Below are 27,000 nucleotides of genomic sequence, written 5' to 3' on the forward strand. Positions count from 1 at the left end.
TCGGCTACCCCTCCCCCTCTACCCTCGGGGTATTTTGTAAGCAAGTCTATTGTTTTGATTAGCTTACAACGGCTCCATGTCTGCAAAATATTGATTCCATGGAACTTACGCACAAAATACTTGTTTTCTTAGGGTTGCGGCTCTTCTTCCAGACCAGCCAAGTCTCTTTCTACAAGAGGCTTCGTCTTTTAATTGTACCCGGTTAGTGGGGGGTAATACGCCACGTGAAAAGTAGCGACTGGAGCTGGTTTTGTGAAGTTTGGGGCTTGACAAAATTTATTGGGACGCAGTGTCGGGTTCGCGGTGCGAAAGGCATGCAGCAACAAAGATAAGCGCAGGGATCTGCTCTCCTTATACTTCCGCCAAGCGCGTTTATCAGGGCAAACATTCCGAGGTTGCTTCGAACCTTGCCAGACGAGTGCATCGCCCTGAAGTCAACAGTTGAGCCAAGGGTCACTCATCCGGAAGGTGACTCTTCGGATGAGCGGCGAAAAGCCTGTTCTAAGCAAGCCTCCGCCGCTAGCCTCAGCTGTATCTCGCGCATGACAATCGTCAAACGTCAACTTCCTATTTCGCTTGCGCCAGCCCAGCAACAACCGCGGCAACTTTATCGAATATCTCGTTCCAGCCCTCGAGCTGACCGCTATTTCTTGCGCTCTCCATAGGTTCACTTCCAATCAAGGTGAGTTTCGTCTGGCCGTCTCCAAAATCCTCAAAGAGAACCACATCGTGCGCATCGTCCATGGCCTCAAGTTCTATCCCATATTGCGCAGGGTCCAGCTTGTTTCCCTCCGCGTCAGCAAAGTACATCGAGTAAACGATCTTCTCGTGCTCAACAATCTCGAAGTACTCGCCTCCATTCCAGCCCACAACTTCTCCATCTGGCCCTTTCATGCACCAGAGGAATTTTCCTCCCACGCGAAAATCCATCTTGCAAACAGGCGCGGTGAATCCTTTCGGACCCCACCACTGCATCACATACTTCGGGTCAGTCCACGCCTTCCAAACCAATTTGCGTGGAGCCTCAAAAATTCTTGTGATGACCATCCGCTCAACTTCGCTAATCGTGTTTTCTTTCATCTCAGACCTCCTCTTTCTTCATTTGATTTACGACCACTTCCAACTTGTCGAAACTCTCTTCCCAGAATCGGCGATAGCTAATCGCCCAGTCGCTGACTGTCTTGATGGCCTCGGGCCTAAGCGTGCACACACTCTCTCGTCCACGCTTCGTCTTGATCACGATCCGCGCCCGTACCAGGTAGGCAATATGCTTTGAAATCATCTGTTGCGACAGTGCAAACGGTTCCGTCAATCCATGCACAGAGGCAGGCCCACGCGAGAGTCGTTCGATCATCGCCCTACGGGTGGGATCAGACAAAGCCGCAAATGTTGTACCTAGCCGATCCACAACCATATGGTAGTGGATATTCCATCGGTGTCAAGTATGAATTTTGCGATTTCTAATTGCTGTTCCCTGATCTCTCAGCCCTGACACCTGCGCTGATTGATGCTCTGCGCAGGAGGGGCGAGCCGGCAAGGGCTATGGCGCTGGCATTAGGGGCCAGGAGGAATGCGGATTGTCTCTGGAACCTTCTCGGTGTCTCACCGCCCTGTTGGCAAGTGATCTTTGCCAGACAACTCGCCGGGACCTACGCGGTGAGTGGTAAATCGCCGAGTCACTCATCGAGAGATTGGTAACGGGAAGTCGGCTTGCGTGTAGCAACCCGTCGATGTCTCGCAGTAATCTTTTTGCATGAAGATTGCGATTGTTACTGGGGCGGCGCAGGGGATTGGGCGTAAGGCGGCGGAGGTTTTAGCGGCGGCGGGGTATGGGTTGTTGCTGATGGATCTGCAGGCTTGTACGGCTACGGTAGAGGCGGTGAAGAAGGCCGGGGTTGAGGTTGAAGAGGTGTTGGGGGACATCTCGGATGAGGCGGTGGTGAAGCGTGCGGTGGAGGTGGCGCGCTCGCGGTGGGGACGGTTGGATGTGCTGGTGAACAATGCAGGGATCAGCTTTATTGCACCGGCAGAGACGGTAGAAGGAGAAGCGTTTCTACGTGTGTTGAAGGTAAATCTGCTTGCTCCGTTTCTTCTGGCGAAGGCGTTTGGCGCAATGATGCTGGAACAGAGGAGCGGGAGCATTGTGAATGTGGCTTCGATCGCGGGTTTGGTGGGGATTGCGGACAGGTCGGCGTATAACGCCTCGAAGCATGGACTGATTGGGTTGACGCGGACTTTGGCGGCGGAGTGGGGTGGGCGTGGCGTGCGGTGCAATGCGGTTTGTCCGGGATGGGTGAAGACAGAGATGGATATTGCTGACCAGGTGGGTGGTGGGTATAACGATGCGGATATTGAAGGCGTGAATCCGATGGGACGGTTTGCGTCGCCGGAGGATATTGCGCAGGCGATTCTGTTTCTGGCGGAGCCGGAGCGCAGTGGGTTTGTGAATGGGCAGGCTCTGGCCGTGGATGGCGGGTGGACAGTGGATGGGAGCTGGCAGAGTCTGCGGATGCGCAAGCGGTAGTTTGACGATGACGTTCAGCCAAAGACGCTGGAAATTTCAAATAGGGCTGCGCTCGTATTTTTGTGCAGGCCTAAGCATGCGGCGGAGTTCGGATTTGATGTCTTTACAGAGTTCCGGCGGTGCGATGGCTGCTACGCGAGAGCCAAGGCCGAGGACAACGAAGCGGGCTTGCTGGTAGTTTTCGAACTTGACGTGAAAGAGGCGCCAGCCCTTGGGCAAAGTGCGTGCTGCGCGATGGTTGAGTTCGGGAATCATGGGACACCAACGTTCGACGGATGCGACGCCGTCGTCTGAGAGGGCGAGGATCGTGGTGACTGTCTGGGGGTGTTCTTTGAGCGCTGCCGTGCTTTGTTTCCAGTGAGCAGCGAGATCGAAGTCGGGTGGCCTGATGGATCGGAGTGCGAGCACGACTGCTTCGCGTATGCGAGAGATGCGGTAGGTACGCGTGCCCACAGCAGATTGCGCGATGAGATACCAGACGGTTTGTTTGCAGACGAGGCCGAGAGGGTCGACGGTGCGGGAGCTTAGCTCGCCGTCGGCGCGGGTGTAGAGGAAGGTGAGCTTGCAGTCGCTGGCAAGGGCGTCCTGCACGATGGGAAGCATGGAGAGATCTTCGGGGGAGGGTCTCCATCCGGTGGGGTCGATGTGCAGGCGAGCCTGAATGGAGTGGGCCTGAAGGCGCATGGCGGTAGGCATGGAGGCCATGAGTTTGTCGAAGGCGCGCTGGGCGGCTGCGGTGAGTTTGCGATCTCCGAGAGCGCTGGGCTGGGCCATGAGAAGGGCCTGGAGTTCGGCGTCGTCGAGGCCGGGGACTTTGGTGCGCCATCCTTTTTGCAGCTCCCAGCCGCCGCTGGAACCGCGGTGGGCGATGAGCGGAATGCCCGCGGTGCATAGGGCTTCCATGTCACGATGGGCGGTGCGCTGCGAGATCTCCAGGCGCTCTGCTACCTCGCGCGTGGAGAGACGGCCGTGGGCCTGAAGGAGCATGAGGGTAGAGAGGAGGCGGTCGGACTTCATGGCTAGTGTGCGCTTCTTTCTTTTGCTCCCCTTTCTTTCTAGATAGAGCTATTTCATATATATGACAGCAGATGTCATATATGGGCGAATAACTTCTGAATTGAGAGCCAGAGGCTTTCTGAGGAGGAAGTGTGATGGAGTTCAAACGATATTTTCTGGAGCAGCTGGAGAGCGAAGCAGAGGCGTCACGCAAGGCGATTGAGCGGGTGCCCGAGGGGCAGAACTCGTGGAAGCCGCATGAGAAGTCAATGGAGTTGGGAAAGCTTGCGGCTCTGGTAGCGACGATGCCGGGTTGGGTGGCGTTGATGATCGATCACGATGAGCTGGATTTGAATGGGAATGGAAAGAAATTCCAGACAAAGGCGGTGGAGACGCGAGCTGAGTTGGCTTCGCTGCTTGAGGATGGGCTGAAGGCTTCGCGGAAGTCGCTGGAGAACACGACGGAAGACCATCTGATGAAAACCTGGAAGCTGAAGATGGGGGATCAGGTGCTTTCGGAGGGACCGAGGTATTTCACGATTTCAAATGGTGCGTTGAGCCACCTGGCACATCATCGTGGGCAGCTTACGGTTTATCTGCGGTTGAATGATGCTAAGGTGCCGGCGATTTATGGCCCTAGCGCGGATGAGTTTCACTAGGTAGTAGTTAGAGGGGGCGGATAGCAGAATGAACCTGCTATCTGCTTCAGGCTGCGAGTTCGAGGGTTTGGAAGTGGAGGTCCTCGAGCCAGTATGCGAGGTCAAGCTTGCGGCTGGTGAGGTCGCGGGAGGCGATGAGGCTGAGGATGGCGTCCTGTAGGTCGGTGTGGAGCTCGGTGAAGGAGTAGCCGGTACGGGTGCGGGTGATGGTTTCGATCTCGTCGAGACCCAGGCGGTAGTCGAAGGCGATGGGGGGCGCGGGGGCGTCGGGTGGGGCTGTGGCGGCGCTGGTGACGAGAGTTGCATCGAGGCGGGAGGCGGCGTAGTACGAGCCGGAATGCGAGAGGAGCAGGGTGATCGCCTGGAGGGTGGCAAACTGGGTCGGGTTGAGGTTCTGGGGGATGTAAAGGGTTCCGCTGTCGATGAGGCGCTTCAGCCAGATGGTGGGCGAAGGTGCCGTTACTCGGCGTGAAGGGGCTACAGTCGCCTGCTCGGTGTTGATGGCCACGATACGACTCTCCTGTTGTTTCGGGCTTTGCATATCAAGACGTCCCTCGCTAGTGATTTGACTCTGGGAAAGCGAGGAAAAGCCGAAAAATGAGCACGAGGTTCTCCCCCAAAGGTGGGATACAAAACCGTTAGATGCTGTGGGGGGATGTGGATAAGTGGGACGGAATTCTGGCTCGGGTGAGAATAGGAATTCGAATGAGTTTTTTGGAGGCTTAATGGCGGCGAGATTGGACGATGCGGTGCGGATTCGGGTGGTGAAGTTGCAGCCGGAGGCTCAGTTGCCGCGGTATGCGCATACGGGGGAGTTTGGGGACCTGGCGGCGGATCTTTATGCTGTGGTGGGGGCGATGCTGGAGGCTGGTGGGACGATGGCGGTGGCTACGGGCGTGGCGATGGAGTTTCCTTCGACGCATGGGGCGCTGGTGGAGGATCGGTCGGGGCTGGCCGTGCGTGGAGTGACGACGCTGGCCGGAGTGATCGATCCGGGGTACCGGGGGGAGATCAAGGTGGTGATGACGAATTTGAGCTCGGCGGCGGTGGAGATCAAGGCTGGGGATCGGATTGCGCAGTTGCGGATTGTGCGGCGGATTGAGGCGGTGTTTGACGAGGTGAGTGAGCTGGTGGAGGCTCCGCGGGGCGTGAGGGGGTTTGGGAGTACGGGGAGCTAGGTCTGCGGCGTATGCTTTCGGCTACTGGTTTTTGAGTCTGCGGGAGGGTTATGAGTGGAGCTTCGCAGTGGCCTGAGTTGGCGTGGGGGGATTGGGCGGCGACGGCGGATACGCTGCATATGTGGACGCAGATTGTGGGCAAGACAAGGATGGTACTGACTCCGCTGCAAAACCATTGGTGGAATGTGCCACTCTATGTGACGGCACGGGGGCTAGGGACCTCGGCGATACCTTATGAAGACGATGTACTGGATATTGAGTTCGACTTTGTGGCTCATGAGCTGCACTTAAGGATGGGATCCGGGGAGTCTCAGGTGATGAAGCTCAAGGCGCGGACCGTGGCGGACTTTTACGAGGAGTATCAGGGATGCATGAAGGAGCTTGGGGTTTCGGTGAAGATCAATCCGATGCCGGTGGAGGTGGCGGATCCCGTTCGGTTCGATATCGATACGGAGCATAAGTCGTACGACGCGAAGTACGTGCATCGGTTCTGGCAGGTGCTGGTGCATGCGGATAAGGTGTTTCGTGCATGGGGGACGGGATTTCTGGGGAAGGTGAGCCCGGTGCATTTCTTCTGGGGGAGCTTCGATCTGGCGGTGACGCGGTTCTCTGGACGGCTCGCGCCGCCTCGACCGGGGGCTGATTCGATTCAGCGGGAGGCTTATTCGCATGAGGTGATCTCGGCGGGGTTCTGGCCGGGGAACGGTGGGTATGGGGCAGCGGCGTTCTACTGCTATGCGGCTCCGGTGCCGGCGGGGTTGTCGGAGGCGACGATTCGGCCTGGGGGGGCGGGTTGGGATAAGGCTTTGGGGGAGTTTGTGTTTAAGTACGACGCGGTGCGGGCGCTGGTGGCTCCGGAGAAGGCGCTGATGGAGTTTTTGGAGAGCGCGTATGGGGCGGCTGCGGATGTGGCGAAGTGGGACCGGGCGGCGCTGGAGCGGCAGTAAGGTGCAGCAGGGGGCTTAGCGTGCGACAATCTTAATAGCGAGCCATGCCAAATCTGCAAGCCCAGCAAGCCAAAGTCCCCTCCCCAGCCACCATTACTCCGGAGCTGCTCAAGCAGCACAGTATCACTCCGGAGGAGTATGCGCGCATCGAAACCGCGCTTGGACGCACCCCTTCCCTGACTGAGTTAGGGATTTTTTCTGTGATGTGGTCGGAGCACTGCTCTTATAAGTCTTCGCGCGTGCATTTGAAGCGGCTGCCGACGAAAGGTGAACGCAAGACCGGACCGGGGAGCGTCGTGCAGGGGCCGGGGGAGAACGCCGGGATCATCGATGTGGGCGATGGGTGGGCTTGTGCGTTCAAGATCGAGTCGCACAATCATCCAAGTTACATTGAGCCTTATCAGGGTGCGGCTACGGGTGTGGGTGGGATTCTGCGGGACATCTTTACGATGAATGCGCGGCCGCTGGCTGTAATGGATTCGCTGCGTTTTGGGCCTCTGGATGAAGCTGAGGCGGATGAGTCGCTTCGGAGACGGAATCACCAGATCGCGACCGGTGTTGTGCATGGCGTGGCTGGGTATGGGAACTGCTTTGGCGTTCCGAATGTTGGCGGGGAGACGCGATTCGAGGCTTGTTATTCGGGCAATCCGCTGCTGAATGCGTTTGCGCTGGGGCTGGTTCGCAGCGATGAGATTTTTTATGCGAAGGCTACGGGCGTTGGGAATCCTGTGATCTACGTTGGCGCGAAGACGGGCCGCGATGGGATTCACGGGGCCACGATGGCGTCTGAGGAGTTTACCGAGGGCTCGGAACAGAAGCGGCCTAATGTGCAGATGGGCGATCCGTTTCTGGAGAAACTGTTGCTAGAGGCTTGCCTGGAGGCGATGGCTACCGGTGCGGTGCTCGGGATTCAGGATATGGGTGCGGCGGGTTTGACGTGCTCGACCTGCGAGATGGGTGCGCGTGGAGATCTTGGGTTGACGGTGGAATTGGACCTAGTGCCGCAGCGTGAGACGAAGATGTCGAGCTACGAGATTATGTTGAGCGAGAGCCAGGAGCGAATGCTGCTGGTGGCCGACAAGCCCCGGGCGCAGGAGGTTCTGGATGTGTTCGCGAAGTGGGGGCTGGATGCTTCGATCGTCGGAGTGGTGACGGAGAAGCCGAATATGGTGATCACGCAGCATGGGGAGCTGGTGGCGGATATTCCGAATAGAAGTTTGACCGATGACGCTCCTGTGTATCACCGGCCTGTGGGAGTCTGGAAGGCACCGGTGCCGCTCGATCCACCGGCGCATGTTCTGGAAGAACTGAAGAGGCCGAGTGACTTGACGGCGGATCTGAAGTTGCTGCTGGCGAGCTCCAATATCTGCGATAAGCGTTGGGTGTATGAGCAGTATGACTCGATGGTGCAGACCAACACGGTGCAGGGACCGGGTGGCGAGGCAGGTGTGATCCGGATCAAGGGTACCGGGAGGTCGGTGGGCGCCCCGCATCATCGTGGCTTGTTGGGAAAACTAGCGGATCTGGTAGCTTCCTCGACTCCGCAAGGCGAGGCGACGCTTTCGACCGATAGCCTGGACTCTACGAATCCGGTGGTTTCGCCGGATGAGTCGCATGAGTTTACAGAGGCGGAGAAGGGCGATCGCGGGTTGGCGATGGCGCTGGCGGGCAATGGGCGATGGACGTATCTCGATCCGAAGGTTGGCGCGATGCATGCAGTAGCCGAGGCAGCGCGAAAGGTTGCGTGCACGGGCGCGACGCCGGTGTCGGCTACGAATTGTTTGAACTTTGGAAATCCTGAGAAGCCGGAGATCATGGCGCAGCTTTCGCAGGCGATCGACGGGATTGCCGAGGCTTGTATTGCGCTGGGGACGCCGGTGACGGGCGGAAATGTTTCGCTCTACAACGAAACGAAAGGCGAGGGGATTTATCCCACGCCGGTGCTTGGGATCGTCGGGATTATTGACGATGTGACGAAGGCTGTGCCTTCCGCGTTTCGCAAGGCGGGCGATGTGGTTCTGTTCCTCTCTGCGTTTCAGGGCGAGGGACGAAGGATCGAACAGGAGTTTGGATCGACCGAGTATGCGAAGACGGTGATGCATGAGCTTTGGGGCGCTCCGCCGTTGCTGAACGTGGCCGAAGAGGCGGCGCTGCATAAGGCGCTTGCAGCGCTTGCGGAGAAACGTCTGCTGGTTTCGGCGATGGACATCTCGGATGGCGGCTCTGCGGTTGCGTTTGCGAAGGCTTGTTTTCCGCGCGAGTTGGGGGTTCGCATGTCGATGAATGTCTCTGAGAGCGAGCCCTTCGCGTTGAAGGAGCGCTTCTTCAGCGAGACAGCATCTTCGGTGATTGTCTCTGCGGACGCGAGCTGTGTCGAGGCGATTCGGACGTTGCTCACTGAGCATCCTAAGGTTTGGATGGCTCCGCTGGGCGAGGTGACCGCAGGCAACTATGAGTGTGTAATCAATGGGAAGAAAGTGATCGATGAACCAATCGCTGCGCTGAAGGGGGCGTGGACGGGCGCGCTGGAAGAGCAGTTGGCCGCAGAGGTGGTGACGGCATGAGCGATCTTCTGGTTGAGGATGAATTGACGATTGAAGAAGACGAGACGCCGTTCGATAAGCTGCGCGAAGAGTGCGGCGTGATGGCGATCTATAACCATCCTGACGCGGCGCGGATGACGTACTGGGGCTTGTATTCGCTGCAGCATCGCGGGCAAGAATCGGCGGGGATTGCCAGCGCGGATGGGCAGCAGGTTAACGACATCAAGGGCATGGGACTGGTGTCGGAGATCTTTACCGACGATGTGCTGGGCAAGCTGCCGGGGCATATTGCGATTGGGCATACACGTTATTCGACGACGGGAGATTCGGCGTTGCTGAATGCGCAGCCGATTTCGGTGGAGAGCACGAAGGGACTGATCGCGATTGCGCACAACGGCAACCTCATCAACCTGGGGACGTCGCGGGAACGGCTGGAGCGCGATGGTGCGATCTTTCAGACGACGTCGGACTCAGAGATCATTATTCAGTTGATTGCGCACTCGACGAAGAACACGCTGATTGACTGTATGGCGGAAGCGCTGACGCAGGTGCAGGGCGCGTTTTCGATCGTGATGATGACGCGGAACCGCATCTTTGCTGCGCGGGATCCGCATGGGTTTCGGCCGCTGGCGATGGGACGAATTGAAGGCAAGGATGGAGCCCCGGATTCCTTTGTGTTTGCGAGCGAGACGTGTGCGTTCGACCTGTTGCATGCGAAGTATGAACGCGATGTGAAGCCGGGCGAGCTGGTGATGGTCTCGGAAGAGGGCGTGACAAGCCGCTACTTCAACACCACGACAGATCAGGCGAGCTGCGTGTTTGAGCATGTCTATTTTGCGCGGCCGGACTCGAAGATCTTTGGCCGGTGGGTGCAGGAATCGCGCGAAGAGATGGGGCGGCAGCTGGCGCGAGAGTCGGGCGTGCCAGCGGATTTGATTGTGCCGGTGCCGGACTCGGGTGTGACGGCTGCGATTGGGTACGCGGCGGAGTCGGGGATTCCGTTTAATTTTGGACTGATTCGAAACCACTATGTGGGGCGGACGTTTATTCAGCCGGAGCAGCGGGTGAGGGACTTCGGCGTGAGGATGAAGCTGAACCCGATGAGGAACCTGCTGGAAGGCAAGCGCGTCGTTTTGATCGATGACTCGATCATTCGCGGGACGACTTCGAGGAAGATTGTAAGGATGGTGCGGGCTGCGGGCGCGACAGAGGTGCATCTGCGGATCTCTTGTCCGCCGACGATTTCGCCTTGTTTTTATGGAGTGGATACGCCTTCGAAGAAAGATCTGATCGCGGCTAATAAGTCTGTTGCGGAGATTTGCTCTTTTGTCGAAGCGGATTCGCTGGCGTATTTGAGCCTGGTGGGGCTGACGCACTCGTGTACGAAGGGGGAGCCGGTGGATGGGCTGTCGCCGGGGAGCTTCTGTACGGCTTGCTACACGGGGGATTACCCGACGCAGTGGGTGGACGTGTCTGAGATTCTGCCTGCTGTGACTACGGCTTAGGTTTTCCTCCGCTGATGTGGTGGCGGCAAGGAGAAGACTAAATTGTTTAAATGATAATAGAATATCAATAGCGAATAAGTCGGATGGAATCCTATGTCTAATCTCTTCTGGAAAGAACCTTGAAAAATGAGTGCATCGTTGCGGGCTTCAACTTTTTCTGCGGATAATTTGGGGATGTGGGCTTCTGCGCTCTGTGTAGTGCATTGTGTGGTGACGCCAGTGCTGGTGTCGATGTCGGTGGTGATGGCTCGTTTTATTCCTGGCGAGGAGAGGACGCATCGTGCGCTGGCGGTGGGCGTCGCTGCGCTGGGAGCGATGGCGCTGGTGAAGGGATTTCGGACGCATGGACGGCGGCGCATTCTTGGGCTGATGGCGCTGGGGCTGGGGTTTATCTTCGCGGGTGCGTTCTTCGGGGGACGGCTGCCGTCTCACGGGTATGAGGTGGCCGTGACGATGACGGGGAGCGTTCTGATGATCTGCGCGCACCGGATGAATCACACGTTCTGCAAGGCGTGCAGACGGTGCTCGCACTCGGAGACGGGCGTCTGTTGACGCTGAGAGTGACTCTCTAGGCCTTGATGGTTTGGAGGTAGGCGAAGTTTTCTTTGAGACTTTCGAGGATGGGGAGCGCGGTGTCGTCCTGGTCGAGGTAGGCGTAGCGGATGCCCTGCTTGTGGGCCTGAGCGAAGATGGCGGCCCAGTTGAGCGTTCCCTTGCCGAGTTCGGTGATGTGCTTGGCCTCGGGTCCCATGATGAAGCCGGTAGGGGCGTTGGCGATGCGGTCTTTGAGGTGGAGGAGACGGACGCGGTTGGCGTAGCGGGTGAGCATGGTGAGGGGGTCCTGGCCGGCCTGGGCGAGCCAGTACATGTCGAGCTCGAGTTTCACGTAAGCTGGGTCGGTGTGCTTCATGAGCTCGTCGAAGCCGGTGGTGAGGCCCTGGGGAGCCCACTCGTAGCAGTGGTTGTGAAAGGCGAACTGCATGCCGGCCGCGTGAACGCTTTGTCCCCAGGTGTTGAAGTCAGCGGCGGCTTTGCGGAAGCCTTCGAGGTTCCATTGGTCTTTGGGGATCATGGGGCAGACCATGTATTCGAGGCCGAGTTGGTGGGCGTAGTCGATCTTTGTGGGAACGCTGGCGTAGTCGAAGTGCGCGGAGACGAGGCCGAGGCCGGAGTCAGCGACGATCTTGCGGAGCTCGGGCGCAGGGTGGGTGTAGACGAGGGGAAAGAGTTCGATCTGGGTGTAACCGATCTCCTGGATGGATTGAAGGATGCCGGCGAGATCCTGCGGGGCCTGCTTGCGGACCATGTAGAGCTGGACGCCGTAGGCGAATGGGGCGCCGGCTGCGAATGCGAAGCTGGTGCGGCCGAGGGTGCAGCCGGCGGCGGTGGCGAGGGCGGAGAGACGGAGGAAGTCGCGGCGGGTGGGCATGGTCGATGCTCCTGATTTCTGACTGGCTGCGGAGATGTTAGCGATTTTCGGTCTCGGTGGGCGGCTTGCCGAGGATTGGGGAGCAGCAAGGGGTGCCGGAGGGTTGAAACTCCATGTATTCGACGCGGGTGAGATCGGGGTCGAAGAGGTTGAGCTGGACCTTGCCGTCTTTGCCCATCTGGGATTTGGTGCAGTTGGGGCCTTCGCACTGGTTGCGGGCGAGAGCTGCGATCACGTCGGGCATGTGGGGAGTCCCGAGCGAGAAGTGGTTGAGGACGCCGAGGGTTTTGGCTGAAGGGTCGGGTCCGCCCTCGAGCATGTACTCGAGCCAGTCGGTGCCGTCAGGGACCTGCTGGCTGACCCAGTCGATCTTGCCTTCTTTCATGCCTCCGTGCCAGTAGGGGCGAAAGCCGAGCAGGTCGCGGTAGAAGCGGTTTTCGGCGTCGGCATCTTTGACGAGGAAGCCAGCATGGATGATTCGGTGAGAGGGAGCGTTGGGCGAGGCAACGGGAAGGCCGGTAACCTTGGTTCCCTCCTGAACGAAGTAGATGAGATTGCCTTCGGGGTCGCGAACCGCGAAGGCTCCGTGGGATAGCGGGTGCTCGATCGCGATGTTGTGGGCTTCGAGATAGCGCTGGAGGGCTGCGACGTCGCGGGTGGTGAAGGCTACGGCGGCGAGGCGGCTAGTGGGAGCCGGGGTTGGGAGAGCTTCCACTTCGAGCCATTGCAGATCGTTGACGGAGTAGCGTGTGATGCCGTCCGAGTTGGCGTGTCCGTAGCCGAGGGTTTTACCGTAGAAGGTTGCGGAGGCGTTGGGGTCGCCGGTGTACATGCGGACGAAGGCGATGCCGGTGATGGCAGGTCGCTGCTCGGCACGCGTGAAGATTGAGAGGGAGAGGAGGAGGCAAACTACCGTCAGGAGCGGGATAGATGGCACGGGTCTGCGCATGGGAGACAACTTTAGTTGGTGGTCCGACCTTTGTCAAAAAACCGCGTACAGCGAGGGTTGATTGCAGAACTGAATTAAACAGCCTCGAGGTTCATGAGGAGGTAGTCCATCCCCCAGTCGGGCTTGATGCCTTGCTGACGGGCGAGAGTGGCGAGTTGTGCGTAGTGGCGAATGCTGTGCAGGAGAAGGTGAAACAGGATGGTTTTGGGGGTGGAACGGGCTGGGCCCATGACCCGAGTGGAAAACTCGATGGGATGGTCCCAGTCAATATTCGAGGCGAGAACCTTGTGGACGAGTGCGAAGGCGTGGTCGTGGGTAGCGTAGATTTTTTCGACTGAGTCGTAGGGGATACTGGTGTAGTCGGTCGCGGGGAGATCGGATAGGCGCTCGGCGAAGCGGAGCTCCACGGCGACGATGTGCTGCAGGAGCTGTGCGACGGATTCGACCTTCATGATGTCGCAGGGGAGAGCGAGCACTTCGGGGTGGGCAGCCAGAAGATTGCGCCAGCCGGTTGAGGTTTTTTCTACCCAGGCGATGAGTTCGTTGGCGGTGAGTGCGGGTTGGGTCACGGTCTTTTCTCCCTCTTTCTATTTACGAAAGATGCCATAAGAATGTTCGAACGTGACAAGGGTATCTCGACAGGGCTGGCATACGAACTTCTGTAATGCGGCAGCCCTGTCTCGATGTTTTGGTTTATGGATGCGCGGCGAGGAATGCGCTGATCTCCGCGTACTCGGCTTCGGTGAGCCGGAAGGTGATGGCGGGGATGACGCCTTCGACCTGACGGGCGTTGCGGCCTCCGACGATGGCTGCGGTGATGGAGGGATTATGGAGCGTCCAGGCAATAGCTACTACTCCCGCAGTGACGTTGTGACGCGTGCCGACGGTTTTGAGGAAGTCGGCCACGGCGAGGTTGCGGGAGAGCAACGGCTCCTGGTAGTTCTTTGCGTTGCGGCGGAAGTCGTCCTTGGGAAAAGCGGCGACGCGCTCTTTGGTCATGGCTCCGGTGAGCAGGCCGGAGTGCATGGGGGCGTAGTTGATGGTGCCGATGTTGTGCTTGTGCGTGAAAGGGAGGATTTCGGCTTCTACGGCTCGGTTGAGCATGGAGTAAGGCGGCTGGTTGGAGGTGATGGGGGCGATTTTGAGGGCGCGCTCCATCTGCGAGACGCTGAAGTTGGAGACGCCGATCCAGCGGACTTTTCCTTCGCGCTGCAGGTCAGCCATTACGGTCCAACCTTCTTCGATATCTTCATCGGGCTTGGGCCAGTGAACCTGGTAGAGATCGATGGCTTCGACCTGGAGACGGCGGAGGCTGTCTTCGCACTCACGACGAATTTGCTTCAGGTTGTTGGTGATCTCGCGCTTGTCGTCCCAGACCATAGAGCTTTTGGTGAAGAGGTAGGGCTTTTGCGAGGCGGATTTTACGGCTTTGCCGACGATCTCTTCCGAGTGGCCGAGGCCGTAGACGGCGGCGGTGTCGATCCAGTTGATGCCGAGGTCGAGGGCTTTGTGGATTGCAGCGATGGAGTCGTTATCGTCTTGAGGGCCCCAGGAGAAGGGCCAGTCGCCGCCACCGATGGCCCATGCGCCGAAGCCGATGGGGGAGAGAAGGAGATCAGAGTTGCCTAGTTGTTTCTTGTCCATGTTCGATTGGACGTGTCTCGAGGTGTGGAGGCTTCAACAGGAGAAGAAAGCTGAAACGATAACCGCGGCATCGGCTACTTGCGTAGCGCGCGGTGGCCTATGTCGCGGCGGAATTGCATGCCTTCGAAGGAGATCTTCGCGAGTTCGGCGTAGGCCTTGTCGAGTGCGGTCTGGAGGTCGGGGGCTGCGGCGGAGATAGCGAGGACACGGCCTCCGGCGGTGACGATCCTTCCGTCTTTGAGGGCAGTGCCGGAGTGGAAGATGACTACGTCTTCGGCGGGTTGATCGTTGCCTGTTGGGAGGCCGGAGATGGGTTTGCCTGAGACGTATTTGCCGGGGTAGCCGCCGCTGGCTGCGATGACGCAGACGCTGGCTCCGGGACGCAGGTTGATGCTGAGTTCGTTCGCGGTGCCGTCAATAGAGGCGTTGAAGAGATCGAGGATGTCGGTCTCGAGGCGGAGGAGGATGGCTTCTGTCTCGGGGTCGCCGAAGCGGGTGTTGAACTCGAGGACCATGGGGCCGCGGGGGGACATCATGATGCCGCAGAAGAGAATGCCTTTGAAGGGTTCGCCCTCGGAGCGCATGCCGTCGACGACTTTTTGCGCTACGTTGTGGAGGAGCCAGGTGCGCATGGCCGGAGTGGCGATGCCGTCGGTGGAGTAGGCGCCCATGCCGCCGGTGTTGAGGCCGGTGTCGCCTTCGCCGACGCGCTTGTGGTCTTGCGCGGAGGCGATCTCGATGGCGTGGGTGCCGTCGCAGAGAGCGAAGAAGGACAGCTCTTCGCCGGTGAGGAACTCTTCGAGGACGACGGCTTCTTCTGTAGTGCCGAGGAGGGAACCGCTGAACATCTCGGCGGCGGCGGTTTCGGCTTGGAGGTGGGTCTCGCAGATGACGACGCCTTTGCCTGCGGCGAGGCCTGAGGCTTTGACAACGATGGGGACGGAGAAGCGGGGGAGCTCTTCGCGGACCTGGTCGAGTGTGGTGCAGATGCCGTACTCGGCGGTGGGGAGGTCGTGGCGCTGCATGAATTCTTTGGCGAAGGCTTTGCTCGATTCGAGCTGGGCCGCGGCCTGGGTGGGGCCAAAGACGCGATGTCCGCGTTTGGTGAGCTCGTCGACGAGGCCGAGGGAGAGAGGGACCTCGGGGCCGATGACGGTGAGGGCGGGCTGCTCGATGGTGACGATATTGACGAGCTCGTGGAGGTTGCCGGCGTCGCAAGGGATGCAGCGGGCGATGGATGCGATGCCGCCGTTGCCGGGAGCGCAGAGAACCTCTGTGACTTGAGACGATTTGAGCAGAGCCCATACGATGGCGTGCTCGCGGCCACCACCACCGATTACCAGAACCTTCATTCAGAGACCTTCATTCGTTGATTTGCGGACAGGATGCGAATTTGCTTCGCAACTTCGAGGCTAGGCATCGTCGCGGGTGAAGTCAAACCGGGACGCGGTAAGCTGTCTGAGCGGGAGACTGAGGACGATGGGCGACGCGGCACAGTATCAGGAGTTGATGACGCTCTATGCGAGCTACGGCGATGAAGAGTTGTTGGCGCTGGCTCGGGGGATGAGCGATCTGACGGAGATGGCGCAGGAGGCTTTGCGCGGGGAGATTTCAAAGCGCGGGTTGAAGGCTTCGTCGTCGCCGGAGCGTGCAGAGCCGAGGGTGTTGAGTGAGGATGATCTGGCGGATTTGCGAGCGTTTGCCACACTGGCACCGGCGGAGTGCGTGTTTGTGTACGAAGTTGGGAGAGGAGCTTCGGCAGCTTCGTTGGCGCTTCAAGAGGCGGGAATTCAATCGATCGTTGTGCAACCTGATGGATCGTGGACGGATGCGCGCGGGCCTCGCGTGGTGGTGGCTCCTGAAGATGCGGCGGCTGCGGCGATGGTGCTGTCACAGCCGTTGGCTGAGAGATTCAGGAGAGAGGTTGAGGAGGCCGTGCCGCAAGAGTTTGATGTGCCGCAGTGTCCGAAGTGCGGGAGCCATGAGACTTTGCTGGAGGCGGTGGATCCGGCGAACCAGTGGCGCTGCGACGACTGTGGACATGACTGGTTGGAGGATGATGTTTCGCAGGAGCGTTGAGAGCATTTCTTCGGAGCAGAGAAAGACCCGCTTGGAAGCGGGTCTTTTTGTCTTTGAATGATCTCTCACTGAACTGAGGTTAGCGGTGTTTTTCTTCGGAATGCGGTTGGGCTGGTGGTCTTGATTGCGCAACCTGTCTTGGTTGGGGTTGAGGACGTGGTCTTGGCTGCGAAACCTGCCGCGGCTGGGGCTGAGGACGCGATTCATTCTGCGGCGCGGGACGTTGCTGAGGCTGCGGTGATGGACGCGATTGAGGTTGAGGGGCTGGGCGCTGTTGGGGTTGCGGCGCGGGCCGTTGGACCTCTTGAGGCCGCGGTTGAGGTTGCGGGCGAGTCTCTGGTGCAGGACGATTTTGGGGTTGCTCTGGGCGGACCTGCGGTTGAGCGGGACGATTTTGAGGTTGTGGTTGAGGCTGAACCGGACGTGTTTCGGGTTGAGTGGGGCGAACCTGGGGTTGGGTCGGCCTTGTCTCGGGTTGAGTCGGGCGCACCTGAGGTTGCTCAGGCCGCGTTTGCGGTTGGCCGGGACGGTTCTCCGGTTGCGTAGGACGGGTGGGCTGAACTGCTGGGCGATTGTCCGGGTGAACCGTGGGCTGACCTGGGCGGGTAGGTTGCACGGCTGGCTGACCTGGGCGGTTGGGCTGCACAGCGGGCTGACCTGGACGATTTTCAGGTTGGCCTGGCCGAGCGGGTTGAATTGCCGGTTGACCGGGGCGATTGATTTCGCCGGGGCGGCCGGGTTGGACCGCTGGCTGGCCAGGGCGGCTGATCGGCTGCACTGCGGGACGAGCGACGGCTGCGATGGGACGCGGTGAGGCGACCAGAGCAGGACGGCCCTTGTTCACGTTGTAGAACTGCTGGCGATTTTGTGCGGCTTCGCGCTGGTTCTGATACTGCGTGGACATAGGCGGAACGCGGGGGCCGCGGCTGGCTGCGAGTTCGGCGGCCTGAGGACGGACGTTGATGCCGCCACGACCGCCGTTGTAGGAGACGCGGTTGATGGTGGTGTTGTTGACGACGACCGTGCGGTTATAGACGTTGGTGATGCGCGTGACGTTGACGTTGTTGACCGAGCGGTTGTAGTAGAAGTTGCGACCCTGCCAGTAGCCGCCGTGATAGCCGCTGCCGGTGTATCCGTAGCCGTAGTTCACACCGCCGTAGAAGCCGATGTGCTGGCCCCAGAAGCCGCGGTGAAAGAGATAGCGGCCGCCGAAGAAACCCCAGTAGCCGGGGGTCCAGAGAGCACCGTAGAAGGGCGGCGCGCACCAGGCTCCGGGGACCCAGTAGTAGCCGACGGGGGCGTATCCCCAGTAGCCGGGGGTCCAGAGATAGTTGGGTGCGGGGGCTTCGGGCTGTTGGTAGACGGGGAGGGGCGGCGGCGGCTGGTTGGCCTCTTCGAGGGCCTGCTGTCCGGCGTCTATCTGAGACTCATCGTAGTTGGTGGGGGCGTTGTAGTCGTAGTTCTGATCGTAGTTTTGGTCAGAGGGCTGAGCGGTCTGTGCAGCGCCGATGGCCTCGTTTTGCGGCGATGCGGCAGGCTGCTGAACGTACTGCTCGGAGCTTTGCTCGGGCGTGGACTGGGAACGGATGCCGAGAACCCTTGCCGGAGCGGGTTGAGGAGCTGGCGCGGGTTGCGTGCCGCTGACAGGAGCCATGTTGGCATCGGCTGGGTCGGGGCCGGAGTTATCGGGGATGGCGGCGGGCTCTACGTCTTTGTGACAGCCTGAGAGTGTCACCGTTGCCGCAAGTGATGCAGTGCCAAGTGCCAGACCTAGAAAAATTTTGGGAAATGATTTGTACATACTGCCAGTCTCCTCGTACCTGCTGCTGGTATAAACACGAACTTCCTAAATGAGATGCACTTTTCTATAAATTGCCGTTTTCGCGGGCGAGGACGATAGCGCCAACGCGAGCGATTCTGTTGTGAAGTCTAAGAGTTACAGTGATTGGGGAATATTTAGGTGGCGGATGCAATGACCCATCGGTGGGATGGTCGGCGCTTTACCGCGAGGGGCTGAAACGCAGTAAAATTATTTGATGGCAGGCTGCCTTCCCAACACGAAGCGCTTTCGCCACGGTCGCCCTGACCGCGGACGCTGCTGCTAGTTCGACCCCTCCCCTGAAAACTTGATAGGCTTCAGCCGTTGCCGTCTGCGGTTCGAAGATGTGACCACGGCCCCAACCATCGCGCTTCCAAGAGCGCGCCTCGGAGAAGATACCATGCCGACTCAATCGCATCCTGATTCGTTTAAGAGCTTGTCTACCCTGTCTGTGGGGAAGACTACGTACGATCTGTTTCGTCTGAAAGCGCTGGAGGGGACGGGTGTCGATCTCGGTCGACTTCCCTTCTCGCTGCGAATTTTGCTGGAGAATCTGCTCCGGCATGAAGACGGCCGCACGGTGACGGCGGAGGACATTCAGTTTCTGGCTTGTTGGGATCCGAATGCGGAGCCCTCGCGCGAGATTGCCTACATGCCGGCGCGAGTGCTGATGCAGGACTTTACCGGCGTGCCTGCTGTGGTCGATCTCGCTGCGATGCGCGATGCGATGAAGGCTCTGGGGGGCGATCCGGAGAAGATTAATCCGCTGCAGCCGGCGGAGCTGGTGATCGATCACTCGGTGCAGGTGGATGAGTTTGGCACGCAGAGGGCGTATGACCTGAATGCGGCGTTGGAGTTTCAGCGGAACCGCGAGCGGTATGCGTTTTTGAAGTGGGGACAGACGGCGTTCAATAATTTTTCTGCAGTGCCACCGGGAATGGGAATCTGTCACCAGGTGAACCTGGAGTATCTTGCGCGAGTTGTGTTTACGACGACGCCGGATGCGCAGGGCAAGGTGTTTGCTTACCCGGATACGCTGGTGGGAACTGACTCGCACACGACGATGGTGAATGGACTGGGCGTGCTGGGCTGGGGTGTGGGTGGAATTGAAGCCGAGGCAGCGATGCTCGGGCAGCCCGTGAGCATGCTGGTGCCACAGGTGGTTGGGTTCAAGCTGACGGGCAAGTTGAAGGAAGGCACGACTGCTACAGACCTCGTGCTGACTGTGACGGAGATGCTGCGCAAGCTGGGAGTGGTGGGTAAGTTTGTGGAGTTCTATGGGTCGGGCATCACTGAACTGCCGCTGGCTGATCGGGCGACGATTGCGAATATGGCTCCGGAGTACGGGGCGACGTGCGGAATCTTTCCGGTGGATGCGGAGACGCTGAAGTATCTGCGACTGACAGGGCGCAGCGAAGAACAGATTGCGCTAGTGGAGGCTTACTACCGGGAGCAGGGACTGTTTCATACGGCGGATGCGAAGGAGGCTGTTTACTCGGCGACGATTTCGCTGGATCTGGCGACGGTGGAGTCGAGTGTTGCGGGGCCGAAGAGGCCGCAGGATCGGGTTGCGCTGTCAGGCGCGGCGGCAAGCTTCAAAGAGCAGTTGCCTTCACTTCTGGGACCGAATGGGAACAAGCACGTGATTCGGCAAATGGTGCGTTGGGAGGGTGAGGGTGGCACGGCTTCGGCAACTGGCGATTTGAGCAGCAGCGTGGGGGTTTCGGCGCCTGTCGTGGAAGCGCCTGTGGTTTCGGTGATCACAATCAGCGATGAGAAGATGCCTCAACTGGAGGCTCCGCACGTGTCGATTCGCACCAGGTTTGGAGTTGATCCGGAGCAGTATCTCGATCATGGATCGATTGTGATCGCGGCGATTACTTCCTGCACGAATACTTCGAACCCCTACGTGATGATGGCGGCGGGTCTGCTTGCGAAGAAGGCTGTGGAGAAGGGACTGAGTACTCCACCGTGGGTGAAGACTTCGCTTGCGCCGGGTTCTCGTGTGGTAACGGACTACTACGTGAAGGCTGGACTGATGCCTTATCTCGATAAGCTGCGTTTTCAAGTGGTGGGGTATGGATGTACGACCTGCATTGGAAACTCGGGCCCGCTGCCCACGGATGTTTCGAAGACGATTGAAGACCATGGGCTGGTGGCTGTGTCGGTGTTGTCGGGTAATCGGAACTTTGAGGGAAGAATTTCGCCGGAGGTGAGAGCGAACTACCTGATGAGTCCTCCGCTAGTGGTGGCGTATGCGCTGGCAGGGCACATTACACATGATTTCGAGAAGGAAGCGTTAGGGCGCGATCTGGATGGAAAGCCTGTTTTCCTGCGGGATATATGGCCTACGCAGGAAGAGGTTTCGTCGGCGGTGAACTCTTCGATCGACTCGGAGATGTTCCGGCGTCAGTACAGCACGGTTTCGGATGGCGATAACAATTGGAAGAGCCTGAAGTTTCCCGACGGGGAGACGTATGGGTGGGAGCCGGATTCGACTTACATCCGCAAGGCCCCGTACTTCGATGGCATGCCGGCTACGCCGGCTCCTGTCGAGGATATTCATGGGGCGCGCGTGCTGGCGGTGCTCGGGGATTCGGTGACGACAGATCACATTTCGCCGGCGGGTTCGATCAAACAGAATGGGCCTGCAGGAAAGTATCTGACCGAGCATGGAGTGAAGCCTTCGGACTTCAACAGCTATGGTTCTCGACGCGGCAACCATGAGGTGATGGTGCGCGGGACGTTTGCGAATGTGCGGCTGCGGAACAAACTCGCTCCTGGGACTGAAGGCGGCGTGACGCGGCTGCTGCCGGATGATGTGCCGATGTCGATCTACGATGCGAGCGTGGAGTATGCGAAGCGCAAGACGCCGTTGGCGATTCTGGCGGGTAAGGAGTATGGGTCGGGGTCTTCGCGTGACTGGGCGGCTAAGGGTCCGCGGCTGCTTGGGATCAAGTTTGTGATCGCAGAGAGCTATGAGCGGATTCACCGGTCGAACCTTGTCGGGATGGGGATTCTGCCGCTGCAGTTTTTGCCGGGACAGAATGTGGAGTCGCTGCGCCTGACGGGCGAGGAAATATTTGCGATTGGGGAGACGCCGGGGCAGTTGAAGGCGATGCTCGATAGCAAGTTCGCCGATGGCAAGGTGGTGACGGTGTTTGCGGAGTCGGACCTGGGGAAGACGATCGAGTTCTCGGCGACGGTGAGAATCGATACGCCGCAGGAGATTCTGTACTACCAGAACGGCGGGATTCTGCAGTATGTGCTGCGGCAGTTGGCCGGGAAGGCGTAACCGAGCGACTATACTGTTTGCATTCGTCAGCCTTTCAGGTTGCCGATCTCGGAACCCTCGTGGCGCTTCGCCAAAAAGACAGCTGCGGGGGTTCTTCTCTTTAATTTCAGAAACTCCTTGTCCTGCCGGACGAGCCCACTTCGCGTGGAGCGGTCACTTCGTGACTTGTGTACCGGTCTTGGCTGGATGATCTACCGCGGTCCTCCCGTTGGTCGGAATCTTCAATTTTTAAGTCACTGGGTGAGCATGCTCGGTAACTTCGCCGTCGATGCTTGTAGGTTGCGAGCCTGAGCTTCTAGATGGGCTACAGCGATTCGAAACATTTCGGCGGTCTGGACGAAGGCCGTGAGATCCATCCGGACAGAGACGCCGCCGACGTGGAGGCTGAGGGTTCCACAACCACAGACCGAGATGCTGCCCAGTCCTGCGGAGGAGGCGAGGGTTTGGTGCTTGTCTTCAGTGCACATGACTAGACTCCTTGTTTTGCGTAGTACTCGGCGACCGGGCGTGGGTCGAGCTCGAAGGGAACGTGCTGCGAGTTGGGAAGCATGCGGAGGACGCCATGATCGGTGGCTCCGTCGGTTGCGAACTGGAGATAGTTGGGGAGGGCTAGGCGAGGTGACTGGCGGGATTCGAGCGTGGCCTGCATGTCGCTGGCGAAGGCGGTGAGTTTGACGAAGTCGCCGACGCGGAGAACGGCAGAGCCAATGGTGAGGATGCGGCCGTTGACCATAACGTGGCCGTGGTTGACCAGCTGACGGGCAGAGGCCATGCTGCGGGCAAAGCCGAGGCGGAAGACGACGTTGTCGAGGCGCCGCTCGAGAAGGCCGATGAGACTTTCGATCCAATTGGACTGCTGGAAGGTGCGTGCGTCCCGGACGAAGCGGCGGAGTTGCTCTTCGCGGAGGCCGTAGTGGAAGAGGAGCTTCTGCTTTTCGCGGAGTTGTGAGGCGAACTCGGAGAGTTTTTTGTTCTTAGTTTGGCCGTGCTGGCCAGGTGGGTAGCTTCGTGTAGCAAGCGCTCCTGGCTTGCCGAGGCCGGGCAGTTCGAGCTCGAGGGCACGCTGCATCTTGAACTTCGTTCTATGGCTCATGCGTCATCCTTTTGTGCGTCCCAGGAAGGGGACGTGATTGCCGATCTCAACCCCGGGTCCAGCGCTTCGCCAAAAGACAGATGGATTAGGGAGTCTTGCTTTACTTGAACTCAGACTCCTTCAGTCCTATATCTTTTGCAATTGCTTTTCTGGATTGCAGGAGGTGGGGTTTCGCGTCAGCTTCGCGGCGTTGTAGTTGTGCGGTGAAGCTGCGGGGACGACAGCACAGCCTGTTGTACGCTGTTTTGACTATGACAATCCGCCTCGTTCGCGTCGCTGTGCTCTTTGGCGCTTTTCTGTTGATGGAGACTTCTCTCTTGGCTCAATCCGGTTCGACTATGTTTGATGGCGTGTGGTTGGGCACGCTGAATGTGGGAGCGCAGACGCTTCGGCTTCAATTACATCTTCAGACGGGCGTGACGGGGAGTTGCACGCTGGACAGTCTTGATCAGAATGGATTCAGGATCGTTTGCGACCACGTGGAGGTGAAGGGGGAGAAGCTTTCTTTCGAGGTGCCAACGGTGGGCGGAAGCTGGAGCGGGCGCATCTCTGCGGATGGAAAGACGCTGACGGGCACGTGGATGCAGGGCGGAGGCTCCTGGCGACTGGTGATGCAGCATCAGGCGACAGCGATTGGGCCTTCGGAGACTGCGGCGTTGGTGTTTGACCCGGCGATGGCAGCGGTTGCGGTGACGGATTTGAAGCCGGTTCTGGATCACGATCTCGTGGCAGCTTTGAAGGACGGTATGCTGGCTCCGCAGAATCATGGCGGCGTGACAATTGGTGTGGTGCAGCGTGGGGTGAAACGTATCTTCAACTATGGCGCGGCTTCTCCGGACGATGTGTTTGAGATTGGGTCGATTACGAAGACCTTTACGGGGCTGATACTCGCGCAGATGGTGGAACAGGGAAAGGTTCGCCTGGACGAGCCGGTACGGGAGCTTTTGCCGCCAGGGACGGTCGCGAAGCCGACGTCGGGCGCAGAGATTACGCTGCTGGAATTGAGCGATCAACACTCCGGTCTGCCTCGCTTGCCGGAAAATTTGAAGCCTGCGGACCCACGGAATCCGTATGCTGACTATGACGAGAGCCTTTTGTATGCGTATATCGCTCAGCATGGCGTTGGAGTCGCTCCGGGTGTAGCGTTTGGCTACAGCAATCTTGGGGTGGGGTTGCTGGGGCAAGCTCTGGCGGTTCGGTCGGGAGAGTCGTATGCCGAACTTTTGCATGCGCAGATTACGGGTCCGCTGCAGATGCGGAGCACCGGCATCGCATTAAGCGCGGAGATGCGGGCGCATCTTGCGCAGGGGCATGATGTGAAGGGCCAACCCGTCGGGACCTGGGACCTTACCGCGCTGGCGGGCGCCGGCGCGGTTCGATCGACAGCTGCGGATATGTTGACTTATCTGGAGGCACAACTTCATCCCGACCATCTTCCGGTTGGCGGCGTTGGCGTCGAGAGCAAGACGCTGGGTGCTGCGATCAAAGCTTCGCATTTCATCCATGCGGAGATCAGCCCCGGCATAAAGATTGGGTTGAACTGGTTTCGAGACGATGCGACGGGAAATTACTTTCACGACGGCGCGACCGGAGGTTACAGCTCGTACTCTGTATTCAACCCTGAGAAAGACTTCGCTTTGGTTGTTTTGTGCAACACAACCCAGGGCGCGGACGCGTTTGCGAATAGGTTGGGCGGGCATATTACGCAGAGGATGGCGGGTGTGCCAGCTATCTCTCTTGCCCCACTGCCTTAGTGGGACGGCGATCTGACGGGTCTTATACGCCTGACGCACGAGTGCGGGATTTGCACCGTACGTATCGATGGTGGGCTTGTTTGGAGCGACAGCCTATAATGAACTATGGCAATCGCTCCTCCGGCCTCTTCGCAGGCTGGCCCGCAGCCGAAGCCGCACGAAGAACCGAAGAGCCAACCGGATGTGGAACATACCGAGACGGGGATCGAGCTGGAGGCAGCTCTTCCGGTCGCGGAACCACCGGTGGCATCGGACGCGACCCCTCGCGCGAAACGAAAGAAGCAGCCGGTGACACCTGATAGCTCCGCTCTTGTGATTGCCGGTGTGGATGAGTCTTCGGCGAGCCATCTGGCGGGTAGCTCGGCGAAGGATATTCATGTGGTGGATGCGAAGTTTCATCGTCTGCTGGAGACGGTGCATGAGAACCGGCCGGCGGATGATTTGGAGATTATTCGCAAGGCGTGGGCGTTCTGCCTGCAGCAGCATGAGGGACAGAAGCGGGCCAGTGGCGAGCCATACATCATTCATCCTCTCGAAGTAGCGCAGGTACTGGCCGAATTGAAGATGGATTCGACGGCGATCGCGGCGGGGTTGCTGCATGATGCGGTGGAAGACACGGATGTTACCTCTGCTGAAATTGCGAAGCGGTTTGGAGACCAGGTCGCACACATCGTCGAGGGTGTGACGAAGCTGGAGAAGATCAAGTTTGCCAATCGCGAGGACCATCAGGCGGAGAACATTCGCAAGATGCTGCTGGCGATGGTGACCGATGTTCGCGTGGTGATTATTAAGCTCGCTGATCGGTTACATAATATGCGGACACTGGAGCATTTGAAGCCGGAGAAGCAGCAGAAGATTGCGCGGGAGACGCTGGATATCTACGCACCGCTGGCGCATCGGCTGGGAATGGGCAAGCTGCGCGGCGAGTTGGAGGATCTGGCCTTTCGGTATACCGATCCTTATGCGTATGAGCAGGTGTCTACGGAAGTTGATGCGCTGCGCGGGGCTGGTGAAGAGTTTTTGCAGAAGATCGTGAAACAGCTTGAGGCGAAGCTGAAGGAGTTCAAGATTGAGGGGCGGGTGGAGTCGCGGATTAAGCGACTGTATTCGATTCAGCAGAAGCTGGTGGACCAGAAGATTCCTGTCGATCAGGTCTATGATCTTTTGGCGATTCGCGTGATTTGTAATTCGGTGCAGGATTGCTACGCGTTGCTGGGACTGCTGCACTCGATCTGGCGGCCGGTGCCGGGGAGGATTAAAGATTTCATTGCGATGCCTCGGCCAAATCTTTATCAGTCGCTGCATACGACGCTGATTGCAGAAGGTGGTCATCAGTTCGAGGTACAGATTCGCACGGAGGATATGCATCGTGTCGCGGAGGAAGGGATCGCGGCGCACTGGAAGTACAAGGCCTCAGACAATGTGAGCGCCAAAGACGAGCAGCGACTGGCGTGGGTGCGGCAGTTGATGGAATGGCAGCGGGAGATGACCGATCCCAATGAGTTCATGTCGACGCTGAAGATCGATCTGTACCCGGAGGAGGTTTACACCTTTACTCCTAAGGGGAAGGTGGTGGTGCTGCCGAAGGATGCGAGCCCGATTGATTTTGCTTACGCGATTCATACCGAGGTCGGGAATACGACGGTTGGCGCAAAGGTGAATGGGCGGATCGTTCCGCTGCGGACCAAGCTGCGAAATGGGGACATCGTCGAGATCACGACACAGGCAGGGCATGCTCCGAGCCGCGACTGGCTTAGCTTTACGAAGAGTTCGCGGGCACGAAACAAGATCAAGCACTGGCTGAATGAACACCAGCGCGAACGGGCGATCGAGATCGGCAAGAAGCTGCTGGACCGCGAAGCGAGGAAGTACAAGCTGTCGCTGGGTAAGTTCCACGAGGCGGACTACGACAAGGTCGCCAGTGAGTATGGTCTGGGAACGGAGGCGGAGTTGCTGGCGGGGGTTGGATTTGGGAAGTTTTCGGCCCGGCAGGTATTGAATAAGCTGGAGCCGGGTTCGACGATGTCGGCCGAGCCTGCATTGCCGGAGGGTGGAGTCGGCAATACTGTGGGGCAGATGTCGGAGGCGGTGAAGCGGGTCTTCTTCGGGAAGGGATCTGACTCGCTGCAGGTGGAGGGGCAGGACGATCTGCTGGTGTACCGGGCGCGTTGTTGTAACCCAATTCGTGGTGAGGAGATTGTCGGGTACGTGACGCGGGGCAAGGGGGTGGCGGTACATGCGAGAAGCTGTCCGAATGTGCAGAATTTGTTGTACGAGTCGGATAGAAGGATTCAGGTAGAGTGGTCGCCTTCTCCGACGGAGCCAGGAACAACGAAGGCGCAGACATATCCGGTGAAGCTGACGGTGCTGTGTGACGACCGGTCGGGGATGTTGAAGGAGTTTACGGCGATCATCTCGGACGACGGGACGAATATTCGCAGTGTAGATACGAAGCCAATGCCAGATGGCCAGGTGGTGGTGGACTTTGTGGTGGAGACGGTGGATGTGCGGCATCTGAATAAGCTGGTGCAGAATCTGCGGAAGGTCCCTGGGGTGCGGGATGTTCAGCGGGTGCAAAAGATCTAA

General features: G+C 58.9%; 23 protein-coding genes. 11 read left to right on the forward strand and 12 right to left on the reverse strand.

All coding sequences use genetic code 11. From position 1 onward, the window contains the following. Positions 1-567: 567 nt before the first annotated feature. Complete coding sequence (locus RBB77_RS00685; RefSeq protein ID WP_353064259.1) at positions 568-1,080, reverse strand: SRPBCC domain-containing protein; 513 nt, start codon at positions 1,078-1,080, stop codon at positions 568-570. A 1-nt stretch (position 1,081) separates the two neighbouring features. Then, positions 1,082-1,414 carry an ArsR/SmtB family transcription factor gene (locus RBB77_RS00690; RefSeq protein WP_353064260.1) on the reverse strand — a complete coding sequence of 111 codons (333 nt, stop codon included), beginning with the start codon at positions 1,412-1,414 and terminating at the stop codon, positions 1,082-1,084. A gap of 339 nt (positions 1,415-1,753) precedes the next feature. Between RBB77_RS00690 and RBB77_RS00695 the strand changes: the two genes are divergently transcribed. Further along, positions 1,754-2,524: an SDR family NAD(P)-dependent oxidoreductase gene (locus tag RBB77_RS00695; protein ID WP_353064261.1), complete on the forward strand. Its 771-nt coding sequence runs from the start codon at positions 1,754-1,756 to the stop codon at positions 2,522-2,524. 36 nt (positions 2,525-2,560) lie between these two features. On the opposite strand, the gene RBB77_RS00700 is transcribed toward RBB77_RS00695, so the two are convergent. Continuing rightward, on the reverse strand, positions 2,561-3,541 hold the full coding sequence (locus tag RBB77_RS00700; RefSeq protein WP_353064262.1) for a helix-turn-helix transcriptional regulator: 981 nt from the start codon (positions 3,539-3,541) through the stop codon (positions 2,561-2,563). 134 nt (positions 3,542-3,675) lie between these two features. On the opposite strand from RBB77_RS00700, the gene RBB77_RS00705 reads away from it, so the two are divergent. Next, positions 3,676-4,179 carry a DinB family protein gene (locus tag RBB77_RS00705; RefSeq protein WP_353064263.1) on the forward strand — a complete coding sequence of 168 codons (504 nt, stop codon included), beginning with the start codon at positions 3,676-3,678 and terminating at the stop codon, positions 4,177-4,179. A gap of 46 nt (positions 4,180-4,225) precedes the next feature. On the opposite strand, the gene RBB77_RS00710 is transcribed toward RBB77_RS00705, so the two are convergent. Beyond that, positions 4,226-4,687, reverse strand: a complete 462-nt coding sequence (locus RBB77_RS00710; protein WP_353064264.1) for a hypothetical protein — start codon at positions 4,685-4,687, stop codon at positions 4,226-4,228. A gap of 217 nt (positions 4,688-4,904) precedes the next feature. Between RBB77_RS00710 and dut the strand changes: the two genes are divergently transcribed. The 5 genes from dut to RBB77_RS00735 all read left to right on the forward strand — a co-directional run bounded on the left by dut (position 4,905) and on the right by RBB77_RS00735 (position 10,904). Then, positions 4,905-5,357 (forward strand): dUTP diphosphatase, encoded by a 453-nt coding sequence (gene dut, locus RBB77_RS00715; protein WP_353064265.1) that lies wholly within the window; start codon positions 4,905-4,907, stop codon positions 5,355-5,357. A 50-nt stretch (positions 5,358-5,407) separates the two neighbouring features. Next, entirely contained in the window at positions 5,408-6,304 is an 897-nt protein-coding gene (locus RBB77_RS00720) for a DUF5996 family protein (protein WP_353064266.1), read from the forward strand. Between the two features lie 44 nt (positions 6,305-6,348). Then, positions 6,349-8,868 carry a phosphoribosylformylglycinamidine synthase subunit PurL gene (purL, locus tag RBB77_RS00725; RefSeq protein WP_353064267.1) on the forward strand — a complete coding sequence of 840 codons (2,520 nt, stop codon included), beginning with the start codon at positions 6,349-6,351 and terminating at the stop codon, positions 8,866-8,868. Further along, positions 8,865-10,352 (forward strand): amidophosphoribosyltransferase, encoded by a 1,488-nt coding sequence (gene purF, locus RBB77_RS00730; RefSeq protein WP_353064268.1) that lies wholly within the window; start codon positions 8,865-8,867, stop codon positions 10,350-10,352. The genes purL and purF overlap by 4 nt, the downstream gene beginning before the upstream one ends. 174 nt (positions 10,353-10,526) lie before the next feature. Continuing rightward, positions 10,527-10,904 (forward strand): MerC domain-containing protein, encoded by a 378-nt coding sequence (locus RBB77_RS00735; RefSeq protein WP_353064269.1) that lies wholly within the window; start codon positions 10,527-10,529, stop codon positions 10,902-10,904. A gap of 16 nt (positions 10,905-10,920) precedes the next feature. On the opposite strand, the gene RBB77_RS00740 is transcribed toward RBB77_RS00735, so the two are convergent. The 5 genes from RBB77_RS00740 to purD form a co-directional block, all read right to left on the reverse strand. Further along, positions 10,921-11,781, reverse strand: coding sequence for a sugar phosphate isomerase/epimerase family protein (locus RBB77_RS00740; protein WP_353064270.1), 861 nt, complete (start codon positions 11,779-11,781; stop codon positions 10,921-10,923). Positions 11,782-11,818: 37 nt separating this feature from the next. Continuing rightward, positions 11,819-12,730, reverse strand: coding sequence for a VOC family protein (locus RBB77_RS00745; protein ID WP_353064271.1), 912 nt, complete (start codon positions 12,728-12,730; stop codon positions 11,819-11,821). Between the two features lie 74 nt (positions 12,731-12,804). After that, on the reverse strand, positions 12,805-13,299 hold the full coding sequence (locus tag RBB77_RS00750) for a DinB family protein (protein ID WP_353064272.1): 495 nt from the start codon (positions 13,297-13,299) through the stop codon (positions 12,805-12,807). Between the two features lie 124 nt (positions 13,300-13,423). Further along, positions 13,424-14,374 carry an aldo/keto reductase gene (locus tag RBB77_RS00755; RefSeq protein WP_353064273.1) on the reverse strand — a complete coding sequence of 317 codons (951 nt, stop codon included), beginning with the start codon at positions 14,372-14,374 and terminating at the stop codon, positions 13,424-13,426. Between the two features lie 74 nt (positions 14,375-14,448). Continuing rightward, positions 14,449-15,726 carry a phosphoribosylamine--glycine ligase gene (gene purD, locus RBB77_RS00760; protein WP_353064274.1) on the reverse strand — a complete coding sequence of 426 codons (1,278 nt, stop codon included), beginning with the start codon at positions 15,724-15,726 and terminating at the stop codon, positions 14,449-14,451. 127 nt (positions 15,727-15,853) lie between these two features. Here purD and RBB77_RS00765 point away from each other — a divergent pair, with 127 nt between their 5' ends. Further along, the gene (locus RBB77_RS00765) at positions 15,854-16,453 is read left to right on the forward strand and encodes a hypothetical protein (protein ID WP_353064275.1); all 600 of its coding nucleotides are present in this window, start codon (positions 15,854-15,856) and stop codon (positions 16,451-16,453) included. 79 nt (positions 16,454-16,532) lie between these two features. Here the strand turns inward: RBB77_RS00765 and RBB77_RS00770 are convergent, their stop codons facing one another. Next, a complete protein-coding gene (locus RBB77_RS00770; protein ID WP_353064276.1) occupies positions 16,533-18,254 on the reverse strand; it encodes a YXWGXW repeat-containing protein in 1,722 nt (573 codons plus the stop codon). Between the two features lie 418 nt (positions 18,255-18,672). Here RBB77_RS00770 and RBB77_RS00775 point away from each other — a divergent pair, with 418 nt between their 5' ends. Further along, positions 18,673-21,567, forward strand: a complete 2,895-nt coding sequence (locus RBB77_RS00775) for an aconitate hydratase (RefSeq protein ID WP_353064277.1) — start codon at positions 18,673-18,675, stop codon at positions 21,565-21,567. Positions 21,568-21,800: 233 nt separating this feature from the next. Here RBB77_RS00775 and RBB77_RS00780 read toward each other — a convergent pair whose 3' ends face one another. Further along, on the reverse strand, positions 21,801-22,034 hold the full coding sequence (locus tag RBB77_RS00780; RefSeq protein ID WP_353064278.1) for a hypothetical protein: 234 nt from the start codon (positions 22,032-22,034) through the stop codon (positions 21,801-21,803). 2 nt (positions 22,035-22,036) lie between these two features. After that, positions 22,037-22,660, reverse strand: coding sequence for a 30S ribosomal protein S4 (gene rpsD / locus RBB77_RS00785; RefSeq protein ID WP_353064279.1), 624 nt, complete (start codon positions 22,658-22,660; stop codon positions 22,037-22,039). A 251-nt stretch (positions 22,661-22,911) separates the two neighbouring features. On the opposite strand from rpsD, the gene RBB77_RS00790 reads away from it, so the two are divergent. Next, entirely contained in the window at positions 22,912-24,414 is a 1,503-nt protein-coding gene (locus RBB77_RS00790) for a serine hydrolase domain-containing protein (RefSeq protein WP_353064280.1), read from the forward strand. Positions 24,415-24,519: 105 nt separating this feature from the next. Next, positions 24,520-27,000: a RelA/SpoT family protein gene (locus RBB77_RS00795; protein ID WP_353064281.1), complete on the forward strand. Its 2,481-nt coding sequence runs from the start codon at positions 24,520-24,522 to the stop codon at positions 26,998-27,000.

Origin of the sequence: Tunturibacter psychrotolerans, from assembly GCF_040359615.1 — a bacterium.
Taxonomy (GTDB): Bacteria; Acidobacteriota; Terriglobia; order Terriglobales; family Acidobacteriaceae; genus Edaphobacter; species Edaphobacter psychrotolerans.